The 21,127-nt window shown below is 44.6% G+C and carries 24 protein-coding genes; 5 read left to right on the forward strand and 19 right to left on the reverse strand.

The window, feature by feature from the left end; all coding sequences use genetic code 11:
• The 14 genes from ICN38_RS08000 to uvrB form a co-directional block, all read right to left on the reverse strand.
• On the reverse strand, window positions 1-1,065 hold the full coding sequence (locus ICN38_RS08000) for an ABC transporter substrate-binding protein (RefSeq protein WP_216256542.1): 1,065 nt from the start codon (window positions 1,063-1,065) through the stop codon (window positions 1-3).
• Window positions 1,066-1,095: 30 nt separating this feature from the next.
• Window positions 1,096-1,893 (reverse strand): ABC transporter ATP-binding protein, encoded by a 798-nt coding sequence (locus tag ICN38_RS08005; protein WP_216256543.1) that lies wholly within the window; start codon window positions 1,891-1,893, stop codon window positions 1,096-1,098.
• Between the two features lie 3 nt (window positions 1,894-1,896).
• On the reverse strand, window positions 1,897-2,682 hold the full coding sequence (locus ICN38_RS08010) for an ABC transporter permease (RefSeq protein WP_216256544.1): 786 nt from the start codon (window positions 2,680-2,682) through the stop codon (window positions 1,897-1,899).
• Window positions 2,682-3,392 carry an ABC transporter permease gene (locus ICN38_RS08015; protein ID WP_370624383.1) on the reverse strand — a complete coding sequence of 237 codons (711 nt, stop codon included), beginning with the start codon at window positions 3,390-3,392 and terminating at the stop codon, window positions 2,682-2,684. Before ICN38_RS08015 ends, ICN38_RS08010 begins: the two co-directional genes overlap by 1 nt.
• 437 nt (window positions 3,393-3,829) lie before the next feature.
• The gene (locus tag ICN38_RS08020) at window positions 3,830-4,822 is read right to left on the reverse strand and encodes a YeiH family protein (RefSeq protein ID WP_216256545.1); all 993 of its coding nucleotides are present in this window, start codon (window positions 4,820-4,822) and stop codon (window positions 3,830-3,832) included.
• 7 nt (window positions 4,823-4,829) lie between these two features.
• Window positions 4,830-4,997: a hypothetical protein gene (locus ICN38_RS08025; protein WP_216256546.1), complete on the reverse strand. Its 168-nt coding sequence runs from the start codon at window positions 4,995-4,997 to the stop codon at window positions 4,830-4,832.
• 21 nt (window positions 4,998-5,018) lie between these two features.
• Window positions 5,019-5,357, reverse strand: a complete 339-nt coding sequence (gene fdx, locus ICN38_RS08030) for an ISC system 2Fe-2S type ferredoxin (protein ID WP_216256547.1) — start codon at window positions 5,355-5,357, stop codon at window positions 5,019-5,021.
• A 32-nt stretch (window positions 5,358-5,389) separates the two neighbouring features.
• Entirely contained in the window at window positions 5,390-7,255 is a 1,866-nt protein-coding gene (gene hscA / locus ICN38_RS08035) for a Fe-S protein assembly chaperone HscA (protein WP_216256548.1), read from the reverse strand.
• An 18-nt stretch (window positions 7,256-7,273) separates the two neighbouring features.
• Entirely contained in the window at window positions 7,274-7,813 is a 540-nt protein-coding gene (gene hscB, locus ICN38_RS08040) for a Fe-S protein assembly co-chaperone HscB (protein ID WP_216256549.1), read from the reverse strand.
• A complete protein-coding gene (gene iscA / locus ICN38_RS08045; RefSeq protein WP_216256550.1) occupies window positions 7,779-8,102 on the reverse strand; it encodes an iron-sulfur cluster assembly protein IscA in 324 nt (107 codons plus the stop codon). The genes hscB and iscA overlap by 35 nt, the downstream gene beginning before the upstream one ends.
• A gap of 19 nt (window positions 8,103-8,121) precedes the next feature.
• The gene (gene iscU, locus ICN38_RS08050) at window positions 8,122-8,508 is read right to left on the reverse strand and encodes a Fe-S cluster assembly scaffold IscU (RefSeq protein ID WP_216256551.1); all 387 of its coding nucleotides are present in this window, start codon (window positions 8,506-8,508) and stop codon (window positions 8,122-8,124) included.
• A gap of 28 nt (window positions 8,509-8,536) precedes the next feature.
• Window positions 8,537-9,796, reverse strand: coding sequence for an IscS subfamily cysteine desulfurase (locus tag ICN38_RS08055; protein WP_370624384.1), 1,260 nt, complete (start codon window positions 9,794-9,796; stop codon window positions 8,537-8,539).
• A 30-nt stretch (window positions 9,797-9,826) separates the two neighbouring features.
• Entirely contained in the window at window positions 9,827-10,396 is a 570-nt protein-coding gene (locus ICN38_RS08060) for a Fe-S cluster assembly transcription factor (RefSeq protein ID WP_216256552.1), read from the reverse strand.
• Between the two features lie 136 nt (window positions 10,397-10,532).
• Window positions 10,533-12,689: an excinuclease ABC subunit UvrB gene (gene uvrB / locus ICN38_RS08065; protein ID WP_255562774.1), complete on the reverse strand. Its 2,157-nt coding sequence runs from the start codon at window positions 12,687-12,689 to the stop codon at window positions 10,533-10,535.
• A gap of 160 nt (window positions 12,690-12,849) precedes the next feature.
• Between uvrB and ICN38_RS08070 the strand changes: the two genes are divergently transcribed.
• The 5 genes from ICN38_RS08070 to ICN38_RS08090 are packed head-to-tail and all read left to right on the forward strand — an operon-like array spanning window position 12,850 to window position 17,189.
• Window positions 12,850-14,052, forward strand: coding sequence for an amino acid aminotransferase (locus tag ICN38_RS08070; RefSeq protein ID WP_216256553.1), 1,203 nt, complete (start codon window positions 12,850-12,852; stop codon window positions 14,050-14,052).
• Window positions 14,053-14,080: 28 nt separating this feature from the next.
• The gene (locus ICN38_RS08075) at window positions 14,081-15,367 is read left to right on the forward strand and encodes a polyhydroxyalkanoate depolymerase (protein ID WP_216256554.1); all 1,287 of its coding nucleotides are present in this window, start codon (window positions 14,081-14,083) and stop codon (window positions 15,365-15,367) included.
• A 55-nt stretch (window positions 15,368-15,422) separates the two neighbouring features.
• Window positions 15,423-16,115 carry an electron transport complex subunit RsxB gene (gene rsxB, locus ICN38_RS08080; RefSeq protein ID WP_216256555.1) on the forward strand — a complete coding sequence of 231 codons (693 nt, stop codon included), beginning with the start codon at window positions 15,423-15,425 and terminating at the stop codon, window positions 16,113-16,115.
• On the forward strand, window positions 16,115-16,771 hold the full coding sequence (nth, locus tag ICN38_RS08085; protein WP_216256556.1) for an endonuclease III: 657 nt from the start codon (window positions 16,115-16,117) through the stop codon (window positions 16,769-16,771). Before rsxB ends, nth begins: the two co-directional genes overlap by 1 nt.
• Window positions 16,758-17,189, forward strand: coding sequence for a DUF1841 family protein (locus ICN38_RS08090; RefSeq protein ID WP_216256557.1), 432 nt, complete (start codon window positions 16,758-16,760; stop codon window positions 17,187-17,189). The genes nth and ICN38_RS08090 overlap by 14 nt, the downstream gene beginning before the upstream one ends.
• Window positions 17,190-17,193: 4 nt before the next feature.
• On the opposite strand, the gene ICN38_RS08095 is transcribed toward ICN38_RS08090, so the two are convergent.
• Genes ICN38_RS08095 through ICN38_RS08115 form a run of 5 tightly spaced genes read right to left on the reverse strand, consistent with a single transcriptional unit; the run spans window position 17,194 to window position 21,101 of the window.
• Window positions 17,194-17,589, reverse strand: coding sequence for a Zn-ribbon domain-containing OB-fold protein (locus ICN38_RS08095; RefSeq protein ID WP_216256558.1), 396 nt, complete (start codon window positions 17,587-17,589; stop codon window positions 17,194-17,196).
• Window positions 17,586-18,758 carry a thiolase domain-containing protein gene (locus tag ICN38_RS08100; protein ID WP_216256559.1) on the reverse strand — a complete coding sequence of 391 codons (1,173 nt, stop codon included), beginning with the start codon at window positions 18,756-18,758 and terminating at the stop codon, window positions 17,586-17,588. Before ICN38_RS08100 ends, ICN38_RS08095 begins: the two co-directional genes overlap by 4 nt.
• Before the next feature lie 35 nt (window positions 18,759-18,793).
• Window positions 18,794-19,774: a tripartite tricarboxylate transporter substrate binding protein gene (locus ICN38_RS08105; protein WP_216256560.1), complete on the reverse strand. Its 981-nt coding sequence runs from the start codon at window positions 19,772-19,774 to the stop codon at window positions 18,794-18,796.
• Window positions 19,771-20,433, reverse strand: a complete 663-nt coding sequence (locus tag ICN38_RS08110) for a 3-oxoacid CoA-transferase subunit B (RefSeq protein WP_216256561.1) — start codon at window positions 20,431-20,433, stop codon at window positions 19,771-19,773. Before ICN38_RS08110 ends, ICN38_RS08105 begins: the two co-directional genes overlap by 4 nt.
• Window positions 20,430-21,101: a 3-oxoacid CoA-transferase subunit A gene (locus tag ICN38_RS08115; RefSeq protein ID WP_216256562.1), complete on the reverse strand. Its 672-nt coding sequence runs from the start codon at window positions 21,099-21,101 to the stop codon at window positions 20,430-20,432. Before ICN38_RS08115 ends, ICN38_RS08110 begins: the two co-directional genes overlap by 4 nt.
• Window positions 21,102-21,127: the final 26 nt, after the last annotated feature.

Genomic DNA, 21,127 nt, shown 5'->3' on the forward strand with positions numbered 1-21,127 from the left:
CTACTTAGTATTATTGGCAAATTCACGAAGCTTTTTATCTGCATTGACCATCTTCATAAACTCATCGGTAATGTACTCATTTGCTGGTGGAACAGTTTGAATTGCGCCCGTAGACTGCATAAAGGCAGCAATCGCATTAAACCAACCATCAACTTGTGAAGGACCTTTAGAGTTATCCATTACCTTTAACTCTGCAGCTAAGTCATAGGTAGGACGAGTATCAAACTCTTTTTTCATAGAGGCTTCAGAAATCGATACGCCACCTTGCTCGTAGAACTTTTTCATCATCGCAATAGCCTGTGGCTTATTGGCATTCATCCACTTCCAGGCACGTAAATATACAGCTAAGAACTTAGCCACATTTTGTGGATTCTCTTTTGCATAATCACCACGTACGATTAGAGCTCCGGGAACAAATGCACCGCCATCCTTGCCGCTACAAATAACCTTAGCGCCCGCTTTTTCTTCTAAGGTATAAATATTGGGTGCCCATAAGCCGCCAAAATCTGCATTGCCTGATGACATGGCAGAAATGATCTCGCCTTGCCCCATATTCTTCATCACCACATCGGTTTTAGATAGGCCATATTTCTTGAGACAAGCCTGGACAGCATAGTCACCAGTAGAATTTCCTGTAAGGACGATAGTCTGCCCCTTCAAGGATTGCGGATTTGCAGCAAAAGCTTCGGCAGCTTTAGGAGTTGCTAATAAAGCATTGGCTGCAGACTCATCATTAGTTAAGCCGATAGTTTTGATACCAAAGCGAACATAACCCAGTACTGCTGGAACTGAGCCTGTACCACCTACATCCCAAGATTTAGATGCCGATGCTGCGATTTGTGGAACGCCAGCGGGAAAAGTACTAAATTCCGGTTTCAGGCCTAACTCACCCCACCAGTTTTTTTCTGTCGCCACAAAAAATGGTAGTGCCCAATATAAAGCTGGCTGATAGCTGACTTTAATCTCAGTTAACGCAGGTTTTGCTTGCGCATAAACATTCGTAACACTTGCTGCAACAAGTACTGTTGCACCCACAATACTGATTAATGTTTTTTTAAATTGCATTTTTATCTCCTTCATATATTACAAAGTGAATTAATGATCGACACCCAAGTTTTGTTCCCGCAACAACTTCCAAATCTGACTACGCAACTGCACAAATGAACTCAAATCCATCACATCCTCAATACGAGAATGCGTATCCCAACCTTCTTTTTCACGAGTTGGCTTAATGTCAATAACTTCCCGAATCAAGCCGGGTCTTCTAGACATTACCACTACTCGATCGGCAAGATACACTGCCTCTTCCACTGCATGGGTAATAAATAAAACGGTTTTAGGGTTTTTACGAGCAAGTCGTACCAGCTCTTCCTGCATCACTACGCGGGTTTGCGCATCTAATGCACCAAACGGTTCATCCATTAAAAGTACTTCGGGCTCCAACACATAGGCGCGCGCAATGGCTACCCGCTGTTGCATGCCCCCCGATAACTGATGGGGATAAGCCTGCTCATATCCCTCTAGACCCATGAGAGAAACTAAACGGGCCGTCTTTTCTTGCTGTTCTGCAGGGCTCATATTCATGGATTTGAGACCAAACTCAATATTTTCCTGAACGGTTTTCCATGGAAATAAGGCGAATTGCTGAAACACTACCGCACGATCTGGACCGGGCCCTTTTACTTCCTTGCCGCCAACTAACACACTGCCTTTGCTAGGCATCTCTAAACCAGCCACCATTCGTAAGCAAGTCGTCTTACCGCAACCAGATGGCCCAACCATGGCGACAAATTCTTTATCCTTAACAGTTAAGTTAATGCCACCCACGGCTAAAAATTCTTTATTGCCCTGCTTAAAGCTACGCTGCACAGAATCGAAAATAATATCGGCCATCAATCACACTTCTTTATAGTGAATAGCGAACTTTTCAGCCTGCCTTAAAAGCACATCAATCAATAGACCAACTAGACCAATGGCAATCATGCCACTCATCACAATATCAGTCTGAATACTAGCCTGACCCTTAACCATCATGTAACCAACACCACTTGAAGCAACAATGAGTTCAGCCCCTACTAAAGATTGCCAGCCCAAGCCAGCAGAAATCCTGAGTCCGGCAATGATTGATGGAATGGATGCGGGAAACAACACCTCCGTCATCAAACGTAACTTACCTGCACCAAGCATTCTGGCAGCTTCGAGATACTTTTGATCAACATGAATCGCGCCCCGATAGGTATTAATGAGGACTGGGGGAAATGCGCCCATAAAGATTACCAGTATTGGGCCACCAATGCCCGTACCGAACCAGAGCGCAGCAAATGGCACCCAAGCAATTGGCGCAACAAAGCGAATACTTTCAAAAAATGGCGTAAATAGCCGATTGGCGTATTTAGATAAAGCCATTAATAAGCCTAGAGGTACGCCAATTACTACTGCTAATAGAAAGCCATATAAAAAACGCTGGAAGCTCGAGGCGATGTGCACTAATAAGGTGTAACCAGAAAATGGCTCCTTGAGTAGCTGAATAAATTTGATTAGCACTTCATGTGGGGGTGGTAAAAATTGTTTAGGCACCACACCAAGTAGTACAAAGAGGTACCAAAAGCTAACAAAGCTGGTGATACCTAAACCGGTCCACAATATAAACTGACCCTGATTTAAGCGTTCTTGATGGACCATCAAGCTCTCCAAGGCATTGCGTGGCGCTCAGCTTTAGCCAGTATCTGTGTCATTAACCAACCTGAAATGGCAACACTGATCATGCCGACCAAAATCATTGCCGGATTAATATCCTGCGCAGCCTGATTCAGAATTGATCCCAAACCTAAGGTTGCCCCCACCAATTCAGCAGCGACTAATGTAGTCCATGAGGCTTGAAGTGAGAGGCGCAAGCCAGTAAAAATGAGTGGTAGTGCCCCTGGTATTAATACTTCACGATAGTAAGCAAAGCGGCTGATACCTAACATGGCAGCAGCTTCACGCTGAGGTACTTCAATTGATCTGACACCTGTATAAGTATTAATTACTGACGGTACAAATGCAGCAACAAAAATTACCATGATCTTTGCAGAATTTCCTAAACCCAACCAAACAATTGCTAAGGGGATCCAAGCTAAGGGTGGTATTGGTCTCAAGGTTAAAAATATCGGATTGACAAATGCTTCGATTTTCTTATTAGCACCCATCAGAATGCCAAGCAAGATTCCCAAAGAAGAAGACACTAAAAATCCTGCAGTAACGAGAATGATGCTCTGTAAAATATGCTGATACAGCTTGCCATTGCCATAACCCTGCAAGGCAATAATTTTGAAAGAATTCCAAGTTTCCGTAGGCGATGGAAATCTTGCGCTCGAGATGGTGCCCGTCCACTCCGTGAGTCCAAACCACACCAGAAGCAAAATTGAACAAAACAGAAAGAAGGATAAAAGCTTGCTTAAAATTTCTAATTCCCCATAGGGCTAATGGATTGTGGGCGTTATCATTCTAACCACAATTTGTTATAAAAATGAGGCGTATCAAGCAACGGCAAGAAGGAATCGCAAGTGCACCTATTAGGTACCCTAAAACAGGGAATTCAAGCTCTTCGAAGGCGCTGAGCTTTTAATCCTTTTGAATTGCTAAAGGCATATCTTTTGCTGTGGGGTAAAAAACGATTCATTCGGCAGGGAATGTACCTCGATTGATTCCATGGTGCCACTGACTGACCATCTCGATAATTGCCTCCCCATTTTGAAAGGTGCGTTCACCGCCGTTCTCTTTGACAACAGTGGCTTTACCCTCAATAGATAGGCTGCATTAATTGAGGGGTGCCGTCTAATAGGAAGCACTAAAAATGCGCATAGATAAATACAAATCCAATAGCAGCAATAAAAACCGTTTCGGCTACTAGCATTAATACAGGCTGCCAACCTAACTTTGCCAACTCTTGAAAGTTAGTCTTCAGTCCTGCTGCTGCAATAGCAATGACTAACATCCAGCGTGATAAGCAGCTAATTTGCTGAGTCAGGCTACTTGGCAAGATTTGCATCGAGGCCACAATCGAGAGCGCCACAAATCCTAATAAAAATGTTGGAATCAAACGTAGACTTCCCCATCCAAATTTAGCAGTCGAACTTTGAGTGCCAAAAAAAATAGAGATAAATAAAACTACAGGGAGCAAGAGTGCTACGCGAAACAACTTAACAACCGTAGCAACATCCCCTGCTTCGGAGCCAAATAACATTCCAGCAGCAACTACCTGTGCTACATCATGAATAGTCGCACCTAAAAAAATCCCAGCAGAAAGTGCCCCTATATCCATCATTTGTAATAAAAATGGATAAGTGACCATTGCAATAGTTGAGAGTACCGTAACGCCCACAACTACTAACAAGGTAAATTGTTCGTTTTCTTTGGTTTTAGGTAATACTGAGGCTACCGCAAGTGCAGCTGAGGCCCCACAAATTCCAACTGAACCCCCAGCAATGAAACCGAAATCGGGTGAAAGTTTTAATACTTTAGCCAAAATATATCCGAGGGCTACAGTAGAAGCCACTGCGAACATTACCATCAAGCCAGTATTTAAACCAATTGCCCCAATATCAGCAAAAGTAATACGAATCCCTAAAAAAGCCACCCCCAAACGCAGTAAAGTAGTCGCTGAAAAGTCGATTCCTGGCTTTACCGTTTCATTGAGATACAAAAAATGAAAAGATAGGCCAATTAGTAAGGCATAGAGAAGTTGTGGACCACCATAATTCTCTGATAAAAAACTGGTTGAAATTGCAATTAATAGACATACCAACAAGCCTGGGATAATTTTTTGAGTGGATCTCAACATATAAGATTTAATCTTTTTTAATCGCCAATGGTAGATCTTTAATTGCCCTATAAAAGACGCTTAAATTAGAGCTACGAATAACAAATTCAGTCATGACGCCAGGGTGGGCTCCTTCGGCACTAGCGGTATTGAGTGCTGATATCACGATTACAAATAGGCAGAGCTTTAACTTCATCAAGTTATAGGTCTTCTATTTTTAATGATTTTCTTTAGCGTGATTAATCGAATACTTTGGTATTTCAATCACCAAATCTTCACGTGCAACAATCGCCTGACAAGATAGGCGCGACTGAGGGTTGAGACCCCACGCACGATCGAGCATATCTTCTTCATTTTCATCGGGAGGATTTAAGCTCTGGTAGCCCTCCTTGACGATGACATGACAAGTGGTGCAGGCGCAAACCATATCGCAAGCATGCTCAATGGGAATGTCATTCTCCAGTAAAGCCTCGCAGATCGAGGTTCCAGGTGCCGCCTCGACTACAGCGCCCTCTGGGCAATATTCACTATGGGGGAGAACAACAATTTGAGTCATGATCTTTTCTGTTTCTTTATTCGTTTTATTTTTTAGATCTCAGCGACATTCTTGCCAGATAAAGCTTTTTGAATACTCGCATTCATCCGCATTTGCGCAAAATCGTCTGTTGCCTTAGCGGCATGATCTACAGCCTTGCGCACTACATCGCTATCGGTTTCTCCATTCAAAATCCTTTGTAATGTTGCCATCTCACGATCGATTGCAGATTGCTCTTCTTTTGAAAGTAGATTCCTGTCGCTATCAAGTGCTGTTTGGACGGCATCTAATAATCTTTGGGCGTTCACCTGCTCTTCACGCAAGGATCTAGCTAATAGATCTTCTTTTGCTGAGGAGAAACCATCTTGCAACATCCTAGTAATTTCTGCATCCGTCAATCCATAGGAGGGCTTGATATCGATCGACGCCTTTACACCAGAGCCTTGCTCCACTGCGCTGACAGATAACAAGCCATCAGCATCCACCTGAAAAGTAACTCGAATACGAGCTGCGCCCGCAGCCATTGCCGGAATACCGCGTAATTCAAACTTGCCTAAAGAGCGGCAGTCTTGAGCAAGCTCACGCTCCCCCTGCACTACTTGAATGGCTAAGGCAGTTTGGCCATCTTTAAAGGTTGTGAAATCTTGCGCTCTTGCTACAGGGATGGGGGTATTTCTAGGAATAATCTTCTCGACTAAGCCACCCATGGTTTCAATACCAAGAGAAAGTGGAATAACGTCTAATAACAGCCACTCATCATCTTTACTTTGATTGCCCGCCAATAAATCAGCCTGCATAGCAGCACCGAGAGCTACCACTTGGTCAGGGTTTAAATTATTTAAGGGTTTGCTACCGAACAACTCTCCGACTAAGCGCTGGACATTCGGCATACGGGTTGAGCCTCCAACCATAACCACGCCTTTAATATCTTCAGCCTTTAAACCAGCGTCGCGCAACGCTTTTTTACAAGCCAGCAAAGTTTTGGCAACTAAATTATGTGTAATTTCGAATAGCTGTGCTTGACTAATACCGATATTCACTACAGTGCCATCAGATAAAGTCTCATGTACACGCGCCAAAGGATTGTGACTGAGTAACTCTTTTGCATGTTTACAAGCTTGTAATAAAGTGCGGTGATCGTGAATAGATAGCGGCGGGAGTTTTGCCTGCTCAATAACCCAACAATATAGGCGATGATCGAAGTCATCTCCACCTAGAGCAGAATCTCCACCAGTAGAAAGCACTTCAAATACACCCTTACTCATACGGAGTATGGATATATCAAATGTTCCGCCACCAAGATCGTAGACCGCGTATACCCCTTCCGAGGCATTATCTAATCCATAAGCAATTGCGGCGGCAGTCGGCTCATTTAATAAACGCAGAACCTCAATACCAGCCAACTTAGCAGCATCTTTAGTCGCCTGACGTTGGGTGTCATCAAAATAAGCAGGTACAGTAATTACCGCTCCGACAATATCTTCGGCGACTGAATCTTCAGCTAACTGACGCAGTCGCGCCAAGATTTCAGCTGAAACTTCAATGGGGCTTTTATCACCAGCAACCGTTTTAAGTTTGAGCATGCCTGGTTGATCAACAAAATCGTAAGGCGCACTTTCTATGTGCTCAACATCAACTAAACCTCGACCCATAAAGCGCTTCACTGAAACAATGGTGTTCTTTGGATCGAGCACAATGCTTTCAAGCGCTTCAAAACCCGCTTGCGTTCGTCCATTGGGTAGATATCGAACTACCGATGGAAGCAATTCACGACCTTGAGCATCTGGCAGTACTTTAGGCAAGGCATCGCGCACGATGGCGACTAATGAATTGGTGGTTCCCAAATCAATTCCGACTGCAATACGCCGTTGATGGGGCGCTAGCGACTTACCGGGTTCAGAGATTTGTAATAAGGCCATAGGAGGAAGAGTTTAAAGCTATACCAAGGCGGCAATAGCGTCATCAAGCTCAAGGGCGAACTTGTCTATAAAAAGTAAACCCCGCAAGAGCTCAGCAGCCTGCTCAAAATTTTTGGCATGATCAATAGCTTGCGTAATCTCGAGCAGAGTAGCTTGTCTAGAAGACTCAACCTCTTCCATCATGGACTCTAAAGCAGGCAAGTCTTCTGCCCGTTCATCTAAATTTTCGCGCCACTCCATCTGCTTCATTAAAAAAGCAGCCGGCATTGCGGTATTCGTTTCCAATTTAGCATCAACGCCATGGAGCTGGCACAGATAAAGGCCACGCTGTACGGGATTTTTCAGTGTTTGATATGCGGAGTTAGCCAGGGTAGCCATCTGCATTGCTAGACGCTGCTCGGTATCACTACCACGAGCATAGCGATCAGGATGTACTTCTTTTTGAATTGCTAGATAAGCCTGATCCAAAACAGGCAAGTCGATTTTGAATTGCTGATTTAAACCAAAAAACTGGAAGTAATTGTCAGACGCGGAAGGATTCGCCACAACCACACTCATCTTTTACGTTTGGATTTTGAAACTTAAACCCTTCATTCAAACCCTCGCGCACGAAATCTAATTCCGTTCCATCCAGATAAGCCAAACTCTTAGGATCAACAAATACCTTAATGCCATGGGACTCAAACATCGTATCTTCAGAAGCTGCTTCGTCCACATACTCCAGCTGATATGCCAAGCCCGAACAGCCAGTAGTGCGAACTCCCAAACGCAAGCCACATCCCTTACCGCGCTTTTCTAAGTTACGGTTGATGTGTGCAGCTGCTTTATCGGTTAAGGTAATTGCCATAGTTTTATCTTTACTGCGTTTATTTCGCCGTATGCTTTTCTTTGTAATCTGCAACTGCAGCTTTAATAGCATCTTCAGCCAAAATTGAGCAATGAATTTTTACCGGTGGAAGCGCCAACTCTTCTGCAATCAAAGAATTCTTAATCTCTAGCGCCTGGTCTAAAGTTTTACCCTTAACCCACTCTGTTACCAATGAAGAAGAAGCAATGGCTGATCCACAGCCATAAGTCTTGAACTTGGCATCTTCAATCACGCCTTGATCGTTTACACGAATTTGCAATTTCATAACGTCGCCACAAGCTGGGGCGCCAACCATGCCGGTACCGACACTTTCATCACCCTTCTCAAATGAGCCTACGTTACGGGGATTTTCGTAGTGGTCAATGACCTTTTCGCTATATGCCATGGTATTTCCTCTTTAATACTTCAATTGTTTAGTGTGCTGCCCATTGAATCGTACTGATGTCAATTCCATCTTTATACATTTCCCATAAAGGCGATAACTCACGCAGCTTGGCAATCTTTTCCTTTACCAACTTAATCGTGAAATCAACTTCTTCTTCAGTAGTAAAGCGTCCCAACGTAAATCGGATAGAACTATGTGCTAATTCATCATTACGTCCAAGTGCACGCAATACATAAGAAGGCTCTAAAGAAGCGGAGGTACAAGCGGAGCCAGATGAGATCGCCAAATCTTTCAATGCCATCAACATGGACTCACCTTCAACATAGTTAAAGCTAATGTTGAGGTTGTGAGGCACCCGCTGATCCATGTCGCCATTGACATACACTTCTTCAATATCTTTTAAGCCATTGAGTAAGCGATCACGCAAGGCGCGAATCCGCTTATTTTCCTCAGCCATTTCGATGCGAGCAATACGGAAAGCTTCGCCCATACCGACAATTTGATGGACAGCTAGTGTTCCAGAGCGCATACCACGCTCATGACCACCACCATGAATTTGCGCCTCAATCCGAATGCGAGGTTTACGACGCACAAACAAGGCTCCAATGCCTTTAGGTCCATACGTTTTATGAGCAGAAAAACTCATCAGATCCACTTTGATTTTTTCCAGATCAATCTCGACTTTGCCAGTTGCTTGGGCGGCATCCACATGAAGAATTACGCCGCGTGAACGACATAAGTCGCCAATTTTAGGAATATCCTGAACAACACCAATTTCATTGTTGACATACATTACAGAAGTCAAGATAGTTCCAGGCTTCATCGCCGCTTCAAGCTGGGTGTAATCAATTAAGCCATTAGGTAGCACATCCAAATAGGTCACTTCAAAACCTTCGCGCTCGAGGTCACGACAAGTATCTAAAGTTGCTTTGTGCTCGGTCTTCACCGTAATAATGTGATTGCCACGATCTTTGTAGAAGTGGGCTGCCCCCTTAAGAGCCAAGTTAATACTCTCAGTAGCACCACTAGTAAAGACAATCTCTCTTGGATCAGCGTGAACCAATTGTGCAACTTCTGAACGCGCCCACTCAACCGCCTCTTCAGCAGCCCAGCCATAAGCATGGCTGCGGGAGGCGGCATTACCAAATTGCTCACGCAAGTAAGGCAACATTTTGTCAACCACGCGAGGATCAATCGGCGTTGTAGACGAATAATCCATGTACACCGGAAAGTGTTTAGGGCTAAACATAGGAACCGGTTGTTTTGGAAGGTCTTGTGGTGCGTTCATGATTATCTTTTAGATTGAAGGTGCGGCGAATTAGCTTTGCCGAGCCAGATTGAAAACAGAATTCACTAAAGGCGCCTTAGGGGCTTCCTCTTTCTTCGCTGCTAGTGCAGTAGCTGGCTTTGCAGCTTTCACACTTTCAACTTTCATTTTCTTTTGACGCATATCTTGAATGACGATACCGCGCCCTTCTTGTTGTAGCACTAGATCGTGCAAACTGACAGAACTCAGGTACTCAACCATTTTGGAATTGAGGTTGCTCCACAGATCATGTGTCATGCATCGACCATGACTATCTTCATCACTATGACAATTGCCTTTACCGCCACATTGGGTAGCGTCTAAAGGCTCATCCACGGCAACAATGATGTCTGCTACGCTGATCTGATTAGATGCACGTGCGAGGGTATATCCACCCCCTGGGCCACGAGTACTTTCCACGATATTGAAACGGCGCAATTTGCCGAACAATTGCTCGAGGTAAGAAAGGGAAATTTTTTGTCTTTGGCTTATTCCAGCCAAAGTTACAGGACCATGCGTTTGACGCAGGGCTAAATCGATCATTGCGGTTACTGCAAAACGGCCTTTAGTTGTAAGTCTCATATGTCACCTTGGTAATGGATTGTTATGGACAGCTAACAGTCGGGCGGGTAATACCCGACTATTCCACTCAAGTTTAGCATATACCCCACCAATACGCTCGGGAATTATCCCAAATTTAGAAGGGGAATCCGAGAATTTAGCCCAGGAAGTCTTGTGACCTAGCCCCAAATGCCATTTCTTTAACCTTAGTGAGACGATCCCGGGTGCTGGCAGCCTTTTCAAACTCCAAATTCTTGGCCTCAGCATTCATTTGCTTTTCTAAGCGCTTAATTTCGCCAGCTAAATCCTTCTCACTCATGTCCTCATAGCGAGCCCGCTCTTGCTCCACCTGCATCTCCTGACGCTTCTCCTTGACGTCATAGACACCATCGATGATGTCTTTAATCCGCTTTTGGACCCCCTTAGGCTCAATTCCATGCAATTTATTAAAAGCAACTTGCTTGGTACGCCGTCTTTCTGTCTCCCCCATCGCCCTTCGCATCGAGTCTGTGACCCTATCGGCATACAGAATGGCTTTGCCTCTTACGTTTCGTGCAGCCCGTCCGATGGTCTGAATTAAGCTGCGCTCCGAACGCAGAAAACCTTCTTTATCTGCATCCAAGATGGCGACTAGTGACACCTCAGGAATATCTAAGCCTTCACGCAGTAAGTTAATACCGACCAATACATCGAAGACACCTAAACGTAAGTCACGCAAAATCTCGACACGTTCAACGGTATCGATATCCGAATGCACATAGCGAACTTTCACGCCATTGTCAGATAAATAATCAGTTAATTGCTCAGCCATTCTCTTGGTTAATACTGTCACTAAAACACGCTCACCAACTTTGACTCTGTCATGGATCTGACCCAATAAATCATCGACTTGAGTGCTTGCTGGCAAAACTTCAATTTCTGGATCGACTAAACCAGTTGGCCTTGCTACTTGCTCAACGACTTGACCTTGATGAGTCTTTTCATAATCAGCAGGTGTAGCAGACACAAAAATAGTTTGACGCATTTTGGTTTCAAATTCAGAGAATTTCAATGGTCGATTGTCCATTGCTGATGGCAAGCGAAATCCAAACTCCACCAACGTATGTTTACGAGATTTATCACCGTTGTACATCGCGTTTAGCTGACCAATCAGGACATGACTTTCATCCAAGAACATCAAAGCATCGTTGGGTAAATAATCTACCAGGGTAGGCGGCGCCTCACCTGGGGCTGCACCCGAGAGGTGGCGTGAGTAATTCTCAATCCCCTTACAAAAACCTAACTCGTTAAGCATCTCTAAGTCAAAACGGGTACGTTGCTCAAGGCGCTGCGCCTCAACCAATTTTCCGCCTTTGACAAACTCATCTAGGCGAGTACGTAACTCTTCTTTAATCGTTTCAATGGCCTTCAAAACAGTTTCACGCGGAGTGACGTAATGCGAACTTGGGTAAACAGTAAAGCGTGGAATCTTTTGACGAATCTTCCCGGTGAGAGGATCAAAGAACTGTAAGCTCTCGACCACATCATCAAATAATTCAACACGCACTGCTAACTCATTATGTTCAGCTGGAAAAATATCAATGGTGTCGCCACGGACCCTAAATACGCCGCGCTTAAAATCCGTTTCATTACGGTCATACTGCATGGCGATAAGTCGCATCAAAATATCGCGTTGACTCATCTTGTCACCGGGTCGAAGCGTCATCACCATACTGTGATAGTCGCCAGGATTACCAATACCGTAAATAGCGGACACAGTGGCTACGATGATCACATCACGTCGCTCCAATAAACTCTTGGTTGCAGATAAACGCATCTGTTCAATATGCTCATTAATTGAAGAATCTTTTTCAATAAATAAGTCACGCTGTGGAACATAAGCCTCAGGTTGGTAATAGTCGTAATAGCTGACGAAGTACTCAACGGCATTTTTGGGGAAAAATTCCCGAAATTCGCTATAAAGCTGGGCTGCCAAGGTCTTATTTGGAGCAAAAATAATGGCTGGGCGCCCTGTTCTAGCGATGACATTGGCCATCGTGAAGGTCTTTCCAGACCCAGTAACCCCCAGGAGTGTTTGAAAGGTCAATCCATCCTCAACTCCTTCAACTAAGGCTTCAATTGCCTGCGGCTGGTCTCCAGCTGGGGAAAATGGCTGATAAAGCAGGTAAGGGGAGTCTGGAAAACTGACAAATTTAGTGGGATCTAGGTCGTGGCTAGCTTCCCCCAGGGGATTGGCTTCGGGGCTTTTTTTGATTTCTTTTACTGCAGAATTTGAATCAGTTTTGGGTAACTTAGGGGGCATCTCGGCTATCATTTCAACTATGAGTTTGCTTCACAGCGAATTTTGTACAAACAATGATTTTGCCGTTTTTATTTGAAAATAGTTGATTCTGGTCTCAAAACCAGGCAATTAAACCAATACAAGCTGAATTTAACGTCAATTACTAACTAAACAATCACATAAACTCCTTCACATGACCCTGTTCGCCTCCGTTCAATTAGCCCCAAAAGATCCTATTTTTGGCCTCACAGAAGCCTATGTTGCTGACCAGCGGCCCGATAAAGTTAACCTAGGAGTTGGCGTGTATTACACGGATGAAGGCAAGGTGCCATTGTTAAAGGCTGTAATCAAAGCTGAAGGGACGCATGTTGCTAAGCAATCTCCACGTAGCTATGTTCCCATCGAAGGTCCAAATCCTTACAACAGTGCAGTTCAATCTTTATTGTTTGGTGAAGATTCTTCTTTAATCAAAGATGGTCGGGTAGTAACCGCTGAATGTCTTGGCGGTACTGGCGCATTGCGTGTTGGAGCAGACTTCATTAAGCGCCTCAATTTAAATGCACCCTGTGCAATCAGCAATCCTACTTGGGAAAATCATCGGGGCATCTTTGAGTCTGCTGATTTTAAAGTAATTGACTATAACTACTTCGATGCCAAAACACGTGGCGTTGATTTCGATGGCATGGTGAAATCTTTGGAATCTTTTCCAAAGAACACCACGGTCTTACTACATGCTTGCTGCCATAACCCCACTGGCGCCGATATGACTGAAGCTCAATGGGAACAAATAATTTCAATCTGTAAAAATAAAGGCTTAATTCCTTTCTTAGACATCGCCTACCAAGGCTTTGCGGCTGGTATTGAGCAAGATGGAATTGCCGTTCGTCTGTTTGCAAAATCAGATTTGTCTTTCTTGGTATCTAGTTCATTTTCCAAATCATTTTCACTTTATGGTGAACGTGTAGGCGCCTTGTCAATCGTGACACAAAGTAAAGAAGAATCGACGCGTGTGATGTCTCAACTAAAACGCGTCATTCGGACGAACTATTCCAACCCACCAACGCATGGTGGAGCGATTGTTGCAGCAGTTTTAAATTCACCTGAGTTACGTAAGCTTTGGGAAGATGAATTAGCAGAGATGCGTGATCGTATTAAAGCAATGCGTCATGGCTTAGTAGAAAAACTTGCTGCTGCTGGAGTGAAACAAGATTTTTCATTTATCGAGCAGCAATGTGGAATGTTTTCTTACTCAGGCTTAACGCCTGAGCAAGTAGATCGCTTACAGAAAGAAGATGGTATTTATGCCCTTTCAACTGGACGCATTTGTGTGGCGGCTCTCAATACCAAAAATATTGATAAAGTAGCCAAAGCAATCGCCCGCGTCTTAGCGCAATAAGCGGATACACTGAATTACCGGAGGTAGCATGCTATATCAGTTACACGAGTTTCAAAAAGCCTTACTTCAACCAGTTAGCTCCTGGGCACGCGCAGCTTCAGAAGCCTTTATTGATGCCTCTAACCCTGCCTCTAAGGTTCCAGGATCTGAGCGTTTAGCTGCCAGCTATGAACTTCTCCATCGCTTAGGTAAGCACTATAAGAAACCAGAATTTGGTATTCGCTCTGTTCAAGCACATGGTCATGAAGTTGCAATCCATGAAAGAACGGTCACTGCAAAACCCTTTTGTAATCTGGTTCGTTTCAAGCGCTTTTCTGATGATGTAGAAACTATCAAAAGTCTCAAAGAAGATCCTGTTGTATTAGTCGTCGCCCCGATGTCTGGCCACCACGCCACTTTGTTGCGCGATACTGTGCGCACTCTTTTACAGGATCACAAGGTTTACATTACTGACTGGATCGATGCTCGCAATGTTCCAGTTGAAGAAGGTGAATTTGGTCTTGACGACTATGTTCACTATATTCAAGAATTTATCCGCACCATTGGCGCAAAAGATTTGCATGTCATTTCTGTTTGCCAGCCTACCGTTCCAACCTTGGGCGCTATTTCGCTGATGGCTTCAGCCGGTGAAGAAACGCCTGCCTCCATGATCATGATGGGCGGTCCGATTGATGCCCGTAAATCGCCTACCGCTGTGAATAACTTGGCCGAGCAAAAATCATTTGAGTGGTTTAAAAGTCATGTGATCTATAAGGTGCCGCCCACCTATCCAGGTGTCGGTCGCAAGGTATATCCTGGCTTTTTGCAGCATACTGGCTTTCTTGCCATGAATCCTCAAAACCATTTGCAATCACATTGGGACTTCTTCCAAAACCTCGTTCGTGGTGATGAACAAGATACTGATGCGCACATTCGCTTCTATGACGAATACAACGCAGTATTAGATTTAGACGCGAAGTTCTACCTTGATACCATCAAGACCGTTTTCCAAGACTATGCTCTACCAAATGGCACTTGGACAGTAGCTGGTGAATTGGTTAAACCTCAAGACATTAAGAAGACTGCTCTATTAACTATTGAGGGTGAGCTTGACGATATCTCTGGTAGTGGTCAAACTCGCTCAGCACATGGTTTGTGTGCTGGCATTCCTAAGGAGATTAAAGATCACTACGAAGTATCCGGCGCAGGCCACTACGGAATCTTTGCTGGACGTCGTTGGCGTAATAAGGTTTACCCAAAGATTCAATCTTTCATTCGTGATCACCAAAGTGCTCATCATAAGACCAGAGCAAGACCTCCCAAATCAGAAGTCTAACTAAGCAACTAAAGATGAGGACTGCGGTCCTCTTTTTTTACATAATCACTCAGTAATGAACATTCATCAGGCGGATAATCTCACCGATCGCTTAGAGGATGCCCTTCCTCAAACTCAATGCACTAAATGTGGATACCCAGATTGCCGCGGCTATGCAGAAGCCATGGCAAGTGGGGATGCATTACCCAATCGCTGCCCGCCAGGCGGCGTTGAGGGCATCAAACGACTTAGTAAAATTCTAGTACCGATTTACCCCCAAGATGCTTTTGCATTAAACCCCACCATCAATCCTGAGTGCGGCCTTGAACGCGCCAGGCCCGTTGCCTTCATCGACCCCCAAAAGTGCATTGGTTGCACACTGTGTATTCAGGCATGTCCTGTAGACGCTATTGTTGGCGCCTCAAAGCAAATGCATATTGTTTTAACGGAATGGTGTACAGGCTGTGATTTATGTATTCCTCCCTGTCCGGTAGATTGCATCAGCATGATTGATGTCACTGGCAGCAACACTGGCTGGGATGCCTGGACTAGCGATTTGGCCGATATCTCTCGTAAGCGCTACCATGATCGGGAACGTCGCCTTGATAGAGAAGAAAAAGATAACGATGCACGCTTAGCCAAAAAAGCAGCGGCAAAACTACTGGCTGTTAATGCTGAAGATGCAATGTCAGAGGATGCAAAAAAAGAACAAGAAAGAAAGCGAGCCATCATTACTGCTGCCATTGCAAGAGCACAAATAAAAAAATGATGAATTTAGAAAAGCGGCGGGCTTTCTTTGAGCAGCTCAAAGCCAACAATCCCCATCCAGAAACCGAGCTGGAATACAGCTCTCCTTTTGAGTTATTGATCGCTGTTTTACTCTCTGCGCAGGCAACAGATATCTCCGTTAATAAGGGTACTAAGAAACTTTTTAAGATTGCTAATACCCCACAAGCCTTTCTAGCGCTTGGCGAAGAAGGAGTACGTCCCTTTATTCAGCATATCGGCTTATTTAATGCAAAAGGCAAGCATATACAAGAAACTTGTCACCTCTTGCTTGAGAAGCACGGTGGTGAAGTTCCGCAAACCCGAGAAGAGCTAGAAGCTTTACCAGGTGTTGGCCGAAAAACAGCGAATGTGATTTTAAATACTGCCTTTGGTCAACCTACTATTGCCGTAGACACTCATATCTTTCGGGTTTCGAATCGTACCGGTTTAGCTCCTGGCAAAGATGTTATCAAAGTTGAAGAGCAGTTACTCAAAAGGGTTCCTAAAGAATATCTACAAGATGCCCATCATTGGCTTATTCTCCATGGCAGATACACTTGCAAGGCTCGTGCCCCAGATTGTGCGCAATGTGTTGTTGAACCTCTCTGTGGCTTCAAACAAAAAACTGGTAAAGGAAAAGTTCGTGGCCCTATTTAATCCAACCCGCGAAGAAGTACGCCGTTTTTTTTGTGATACCTGGAAAAAAAAGAGTGAAAATCATATTCTCGATTCCATGGAAACACTTGCGGGTGATTGGATGCACGAACACCCCGAATATCATGCTTTACTCGCAAATCCAGAGGGCGCTCTTGAGCAAGACTACTCTCCAGAGCGCGGGGAAACCAATCCCTTTCTCCATTTATCGATGCACCTCTCGATTAGCGAACAAATCTCTATCAATCAACCCCCTGGAATCAAAGAGATTGCTGAGAAACTCACCAAGAAATTAGGCTCAGAACATGAGGCCCAGCATCGCATCATGGAATGTCTTGGGCAAGTAATGTGGGAGGCGCAACGCGAAGGTAAACCACTCAATCCAGAGAATTACTTAGAAGCGCTCAATAAGTTAGTCTAACAATTTATTCAAGCGGTTCGAAGAGGTGGGTCTTTATACCATCTTGGGTTTCCTGAAACACCACTCTTACTTTTTGACCTATTTTTATCCCATCAAAATCACAATTTGTCAGATGGGTGAGTATAGAAATACCCTCATCTAATCGTACATAAGCCATTGCAAAAGGAAACTCAACTCCACGTCTCATTACGGTATAGGAGTAGATTTCACCGAGGCCTTTTGATTCCACCCATGCAGTGTCATCACTGCCGCAATGAGGACAAAGTGTACGAGGATAGTAATGTAGTTCTTTACAGCTATTGCAAAACTTTAAAGTTAATTGATTATTCTGTGCAGCATCCCAAAATGGCTTATTTTCAGAATTGATGATGGGGCTTGGTAAGCGATGAGCTTGACTCATTGCAGTCTCCCCATAATTAATGCAGCTGCACCATGACGTGATCCTAAAGCGCCACCAATTCCGGAAGCAAGAGCAAATTCCAAATTAGGAACCTGCACTGCTGGATGAGCCTCTCCTCGTAATTGTCTCACTGCCTCAATGACCTTAGTCATGCCGCCTCGGTTAGCGGGATGGTTATTACATAAACCTCCACCATCGGTATTAAAGGCCAGTTTGCCTTTGCCAGAAATCAGTTGTCCTCCCTCAACAAATCGACCTCCCTCACCCTTCTTGCAAAATCCTAGATCTTCCAACTGAATTAAAACAGTAATTGTGAAGCTATCGTAAATAGAGGCATAGCGTATTTGCTCGGGCGTTAACTTAGCTTCTGCAAAAGCTCGTGGCGCAGCCCATGCCAATCCAGAATAGGTCAAATCGACCTTACCACCCATTTGACCTTTGGTTGATTCCCCAGCACCCATCATAGTAATTACTGGTTTTTTTAGAGTCTTGGCAATATCTGGATGAACCACGATTAGCGCACCGCCACTATCTGTAACGACGCAACAATCGGCACGGTGTAATGGATCAGCAATCATTGGAGAACTCAGAACATCCTCAACCGTTAAAACATCTTTGAGTGCAGCATTCGGATTATGTTGGGCATGATGAGAGGCAGCCACTTTAACCCAAGCCAGTTGCTCACTCGTCGTTCCGAATTCATACATGTGGCGCATGGCACACATTGCGTACATATTTAATGGTGCTGGAGAATACGGTTTTTCAAAAGCAAAGTCTGGGGCGCCAGCATATTGACTCCGCACCTGCGTTCCACTAGAACCCTCAGATTTAGGACGTCCTGCCAAGGTAATCAAGGCAACCTTACATTGCCCGGTTGCAATTGCACGCGCAGCATGGTTTACATGGGCTAGATATGATGAGCCACCAGTGTCGGTAGAGTCTAAATAGCTTAACTTTTTTAAACCCAGATAATCTGCCATTGAAATTGGACCCATACCGGGTGCATCACCTGCGCAAAAATAAGCGTCAACATCATTTAGGGTCAGCCCTGCATCTAGCAATGCGCCACGCGCCACTTCTGCATGTAGTTGAGCGACTGTATGATTAGGAGCAACACGCAATGGGTGCTCATAGATTCCTGCAATACAAGCATTCGCAGCAAAGGACATATTACTTCCCTATATTAATTTCTTATTTGGCAGATTTAGTCAACCGTAATATTGGATTGCGCAATTAACTTGCGCCATTTTTCAGTTTCAGCTTTGATGAATTGAGAAAACTGCTCAGGAGTTCCGGGCATTGGATCGGCGCCCTGAGCTATTAACTTATCTTTAAATTTAGGATCTGCCAAAATGATCTGCAATTCTTTATTCAACCGATTACGAATAGGTTCAGGCAGATTAGCTGGTGCCACTAAACCATACCAAGTTGCCATGTCATAACCTGGTAAGCCAGATTCGGCGATTGTGGGCACACTCGGAGCTGCCCCTGAACGTTTGGCTGTTGTAACACCAAGCGCACGCAGATTACCCGCTTTCACTTGTGGCCAACCACTGGGAAGGTTAGGGAAACTCATATCAACCTGTCCTGAAATGACATCCGGCATGGCGCTACCAGTTCCCTTATAAGGAATATGCACCATATCTATCTTGGCCATCTTCTCAAACAGTACTGCTGAGAGGTGTACTGATGTACCGCTACCACTAGAAGCAAAAGTGAGCTTGCCAGGGTTGGCCTTACCCGCAGCAATTAACTCCCCTACTGTTTTATATGGAGAGTTCATCGGTACTACCAAAATATTTGGGGCTGAAAATACGCCTCCAATTGCCGTAAAGTCTTTTACAGCGTCATAGGGCAAGTTTTTATATAAAGAAACATTAACAGCATGCCCAATTGAAGGGAAGTAAAGAACATAACCATCAGCTGGTGCGCGAGCGACAAATTCTGCAGCAATATTGCCATTAGCTCCAGCTTTATTTTCCACTACGACAGGCTGTCCTAGGCGTGTTGATAGTCCTTCTGCCAAGGCACGACCAACCGTATCGGCTGCACCACCTGGGGAAAAGCCAACGATGATGCGAATCGGCTTGGTGGGATAGTTGCCTACGGGATCTGCAGCATAGGTGGTGTTCAAACCAAAACCAAAAGCCGTCAATATAAATAGCAATATGAATTTACTGATCATTTATCTGCCCTTCTTAGAGGCACACCACTTAACGATTGCAGCTCCTCAAAAGTCAAGCCATCAACCCAATCGATCGCTACTAAACCATTCGGCGTCACAGCAATCGTTGCTAAATCCGTGTAAATGCAATCAACTGCCTCAAGTGCAGTTAAAGGATAGGTGCATTCCTTTACCAATTTAGATTCGCCCGATTTAGTCAGGTGCTCCATCATGACAAATAACTTTTTTGCACCCAATGCCAGATCCATCGCCCCACCAACAGCAGGAATTGCTTTAGGGTCTCCCGTCCGCCAATTAGCAATATCACCCTTGACAGAAACTTGGAATGCCCCGAGTACACATATATCAATATGGCCGCCCCGAATCATGACAAAGGAGTCAGCATGATGACAAAGAGAAGCTCCAGGCAACATCGTCACAGGCTGTTTACCCGCATTAACCAGCTCCTCATCAATCTCATCACCTTGAGCAAGTGGCCCCATACCCAAAAGACCGTTTTCACTATGCAACAAAATTTCTCGATCAGATGGCAAGTAGTTTGAAATCGACATTGGCTGACCAATTCCCAAATTCACATGGGCACCATCTGGAATATCCTGCACGATTCGCTTGGCAATATCCGCTGTACTGCGTTTTTTTATTTTTGAAAGATCCATCATGACTTACTCCCAGCTAGCACGACACGCTGAACAAAGATTCCAGGTGTCACAACAACTTCGGGATCTAAAGCCCCAAGCTCGACTACTTGTTTAACCTGCGCAATAGTACAACGGGCAGCAGTAGCCATAATTGGCCCAAAATTTCTGCCTGTACCGCGATAGGTGAGATTTCCCCAGCGGTCACCCTTATCTGCCTTGATTAAAGCGTAGTCCGCCTTAATGGCTTTCTCAAAAATATGATTCACACCATCTATCACGCGAGTGTCTTTTCCATTTGCGAGCTCTGTACCAAAACCCGTTGGCGTATAAAAACCACCAATTCCCGCGCCACCTGCACGAATACGTTCAGCTAGCGTTCCTTGCGGAACGAGCTCTAATTCAATTTTTCCCGCACGGTAAAGCTCATCAAAAGCTCCGGACTCAGGCTGTCGAGGATAGGAACAGACCATCTTGCGAACCTGGCCTGCAGCAATCAACTTGGCAATACCAACGCCTTGATTACCTGCATTATTACTAACTAAAGTTAAATTCTTTGCCCCCTGCTCTACCAAGGTATCCAGTAGATAAATAGGTAAACCCGCACCACCAAATCCTGAAATCAATATGGTGGATCCATCAGCAATATCTTGTAGAGCCTCAGCTACGCTGTGACTAATTTTGTCAATCACGACAAGTCTCCGTTTCTTATACTATT

It is taken from the genome of Polynucleobacter sp. AP-Melu-500A-A1, from assembly GCF_018882125.1.
In the GTDB taxonomy this organism is placed as follows: Bacteria; Pseudomonadota; Gammaproteobacteria; order Burkholderiales; family Burkholderiaceae; genus Polynucleobacter.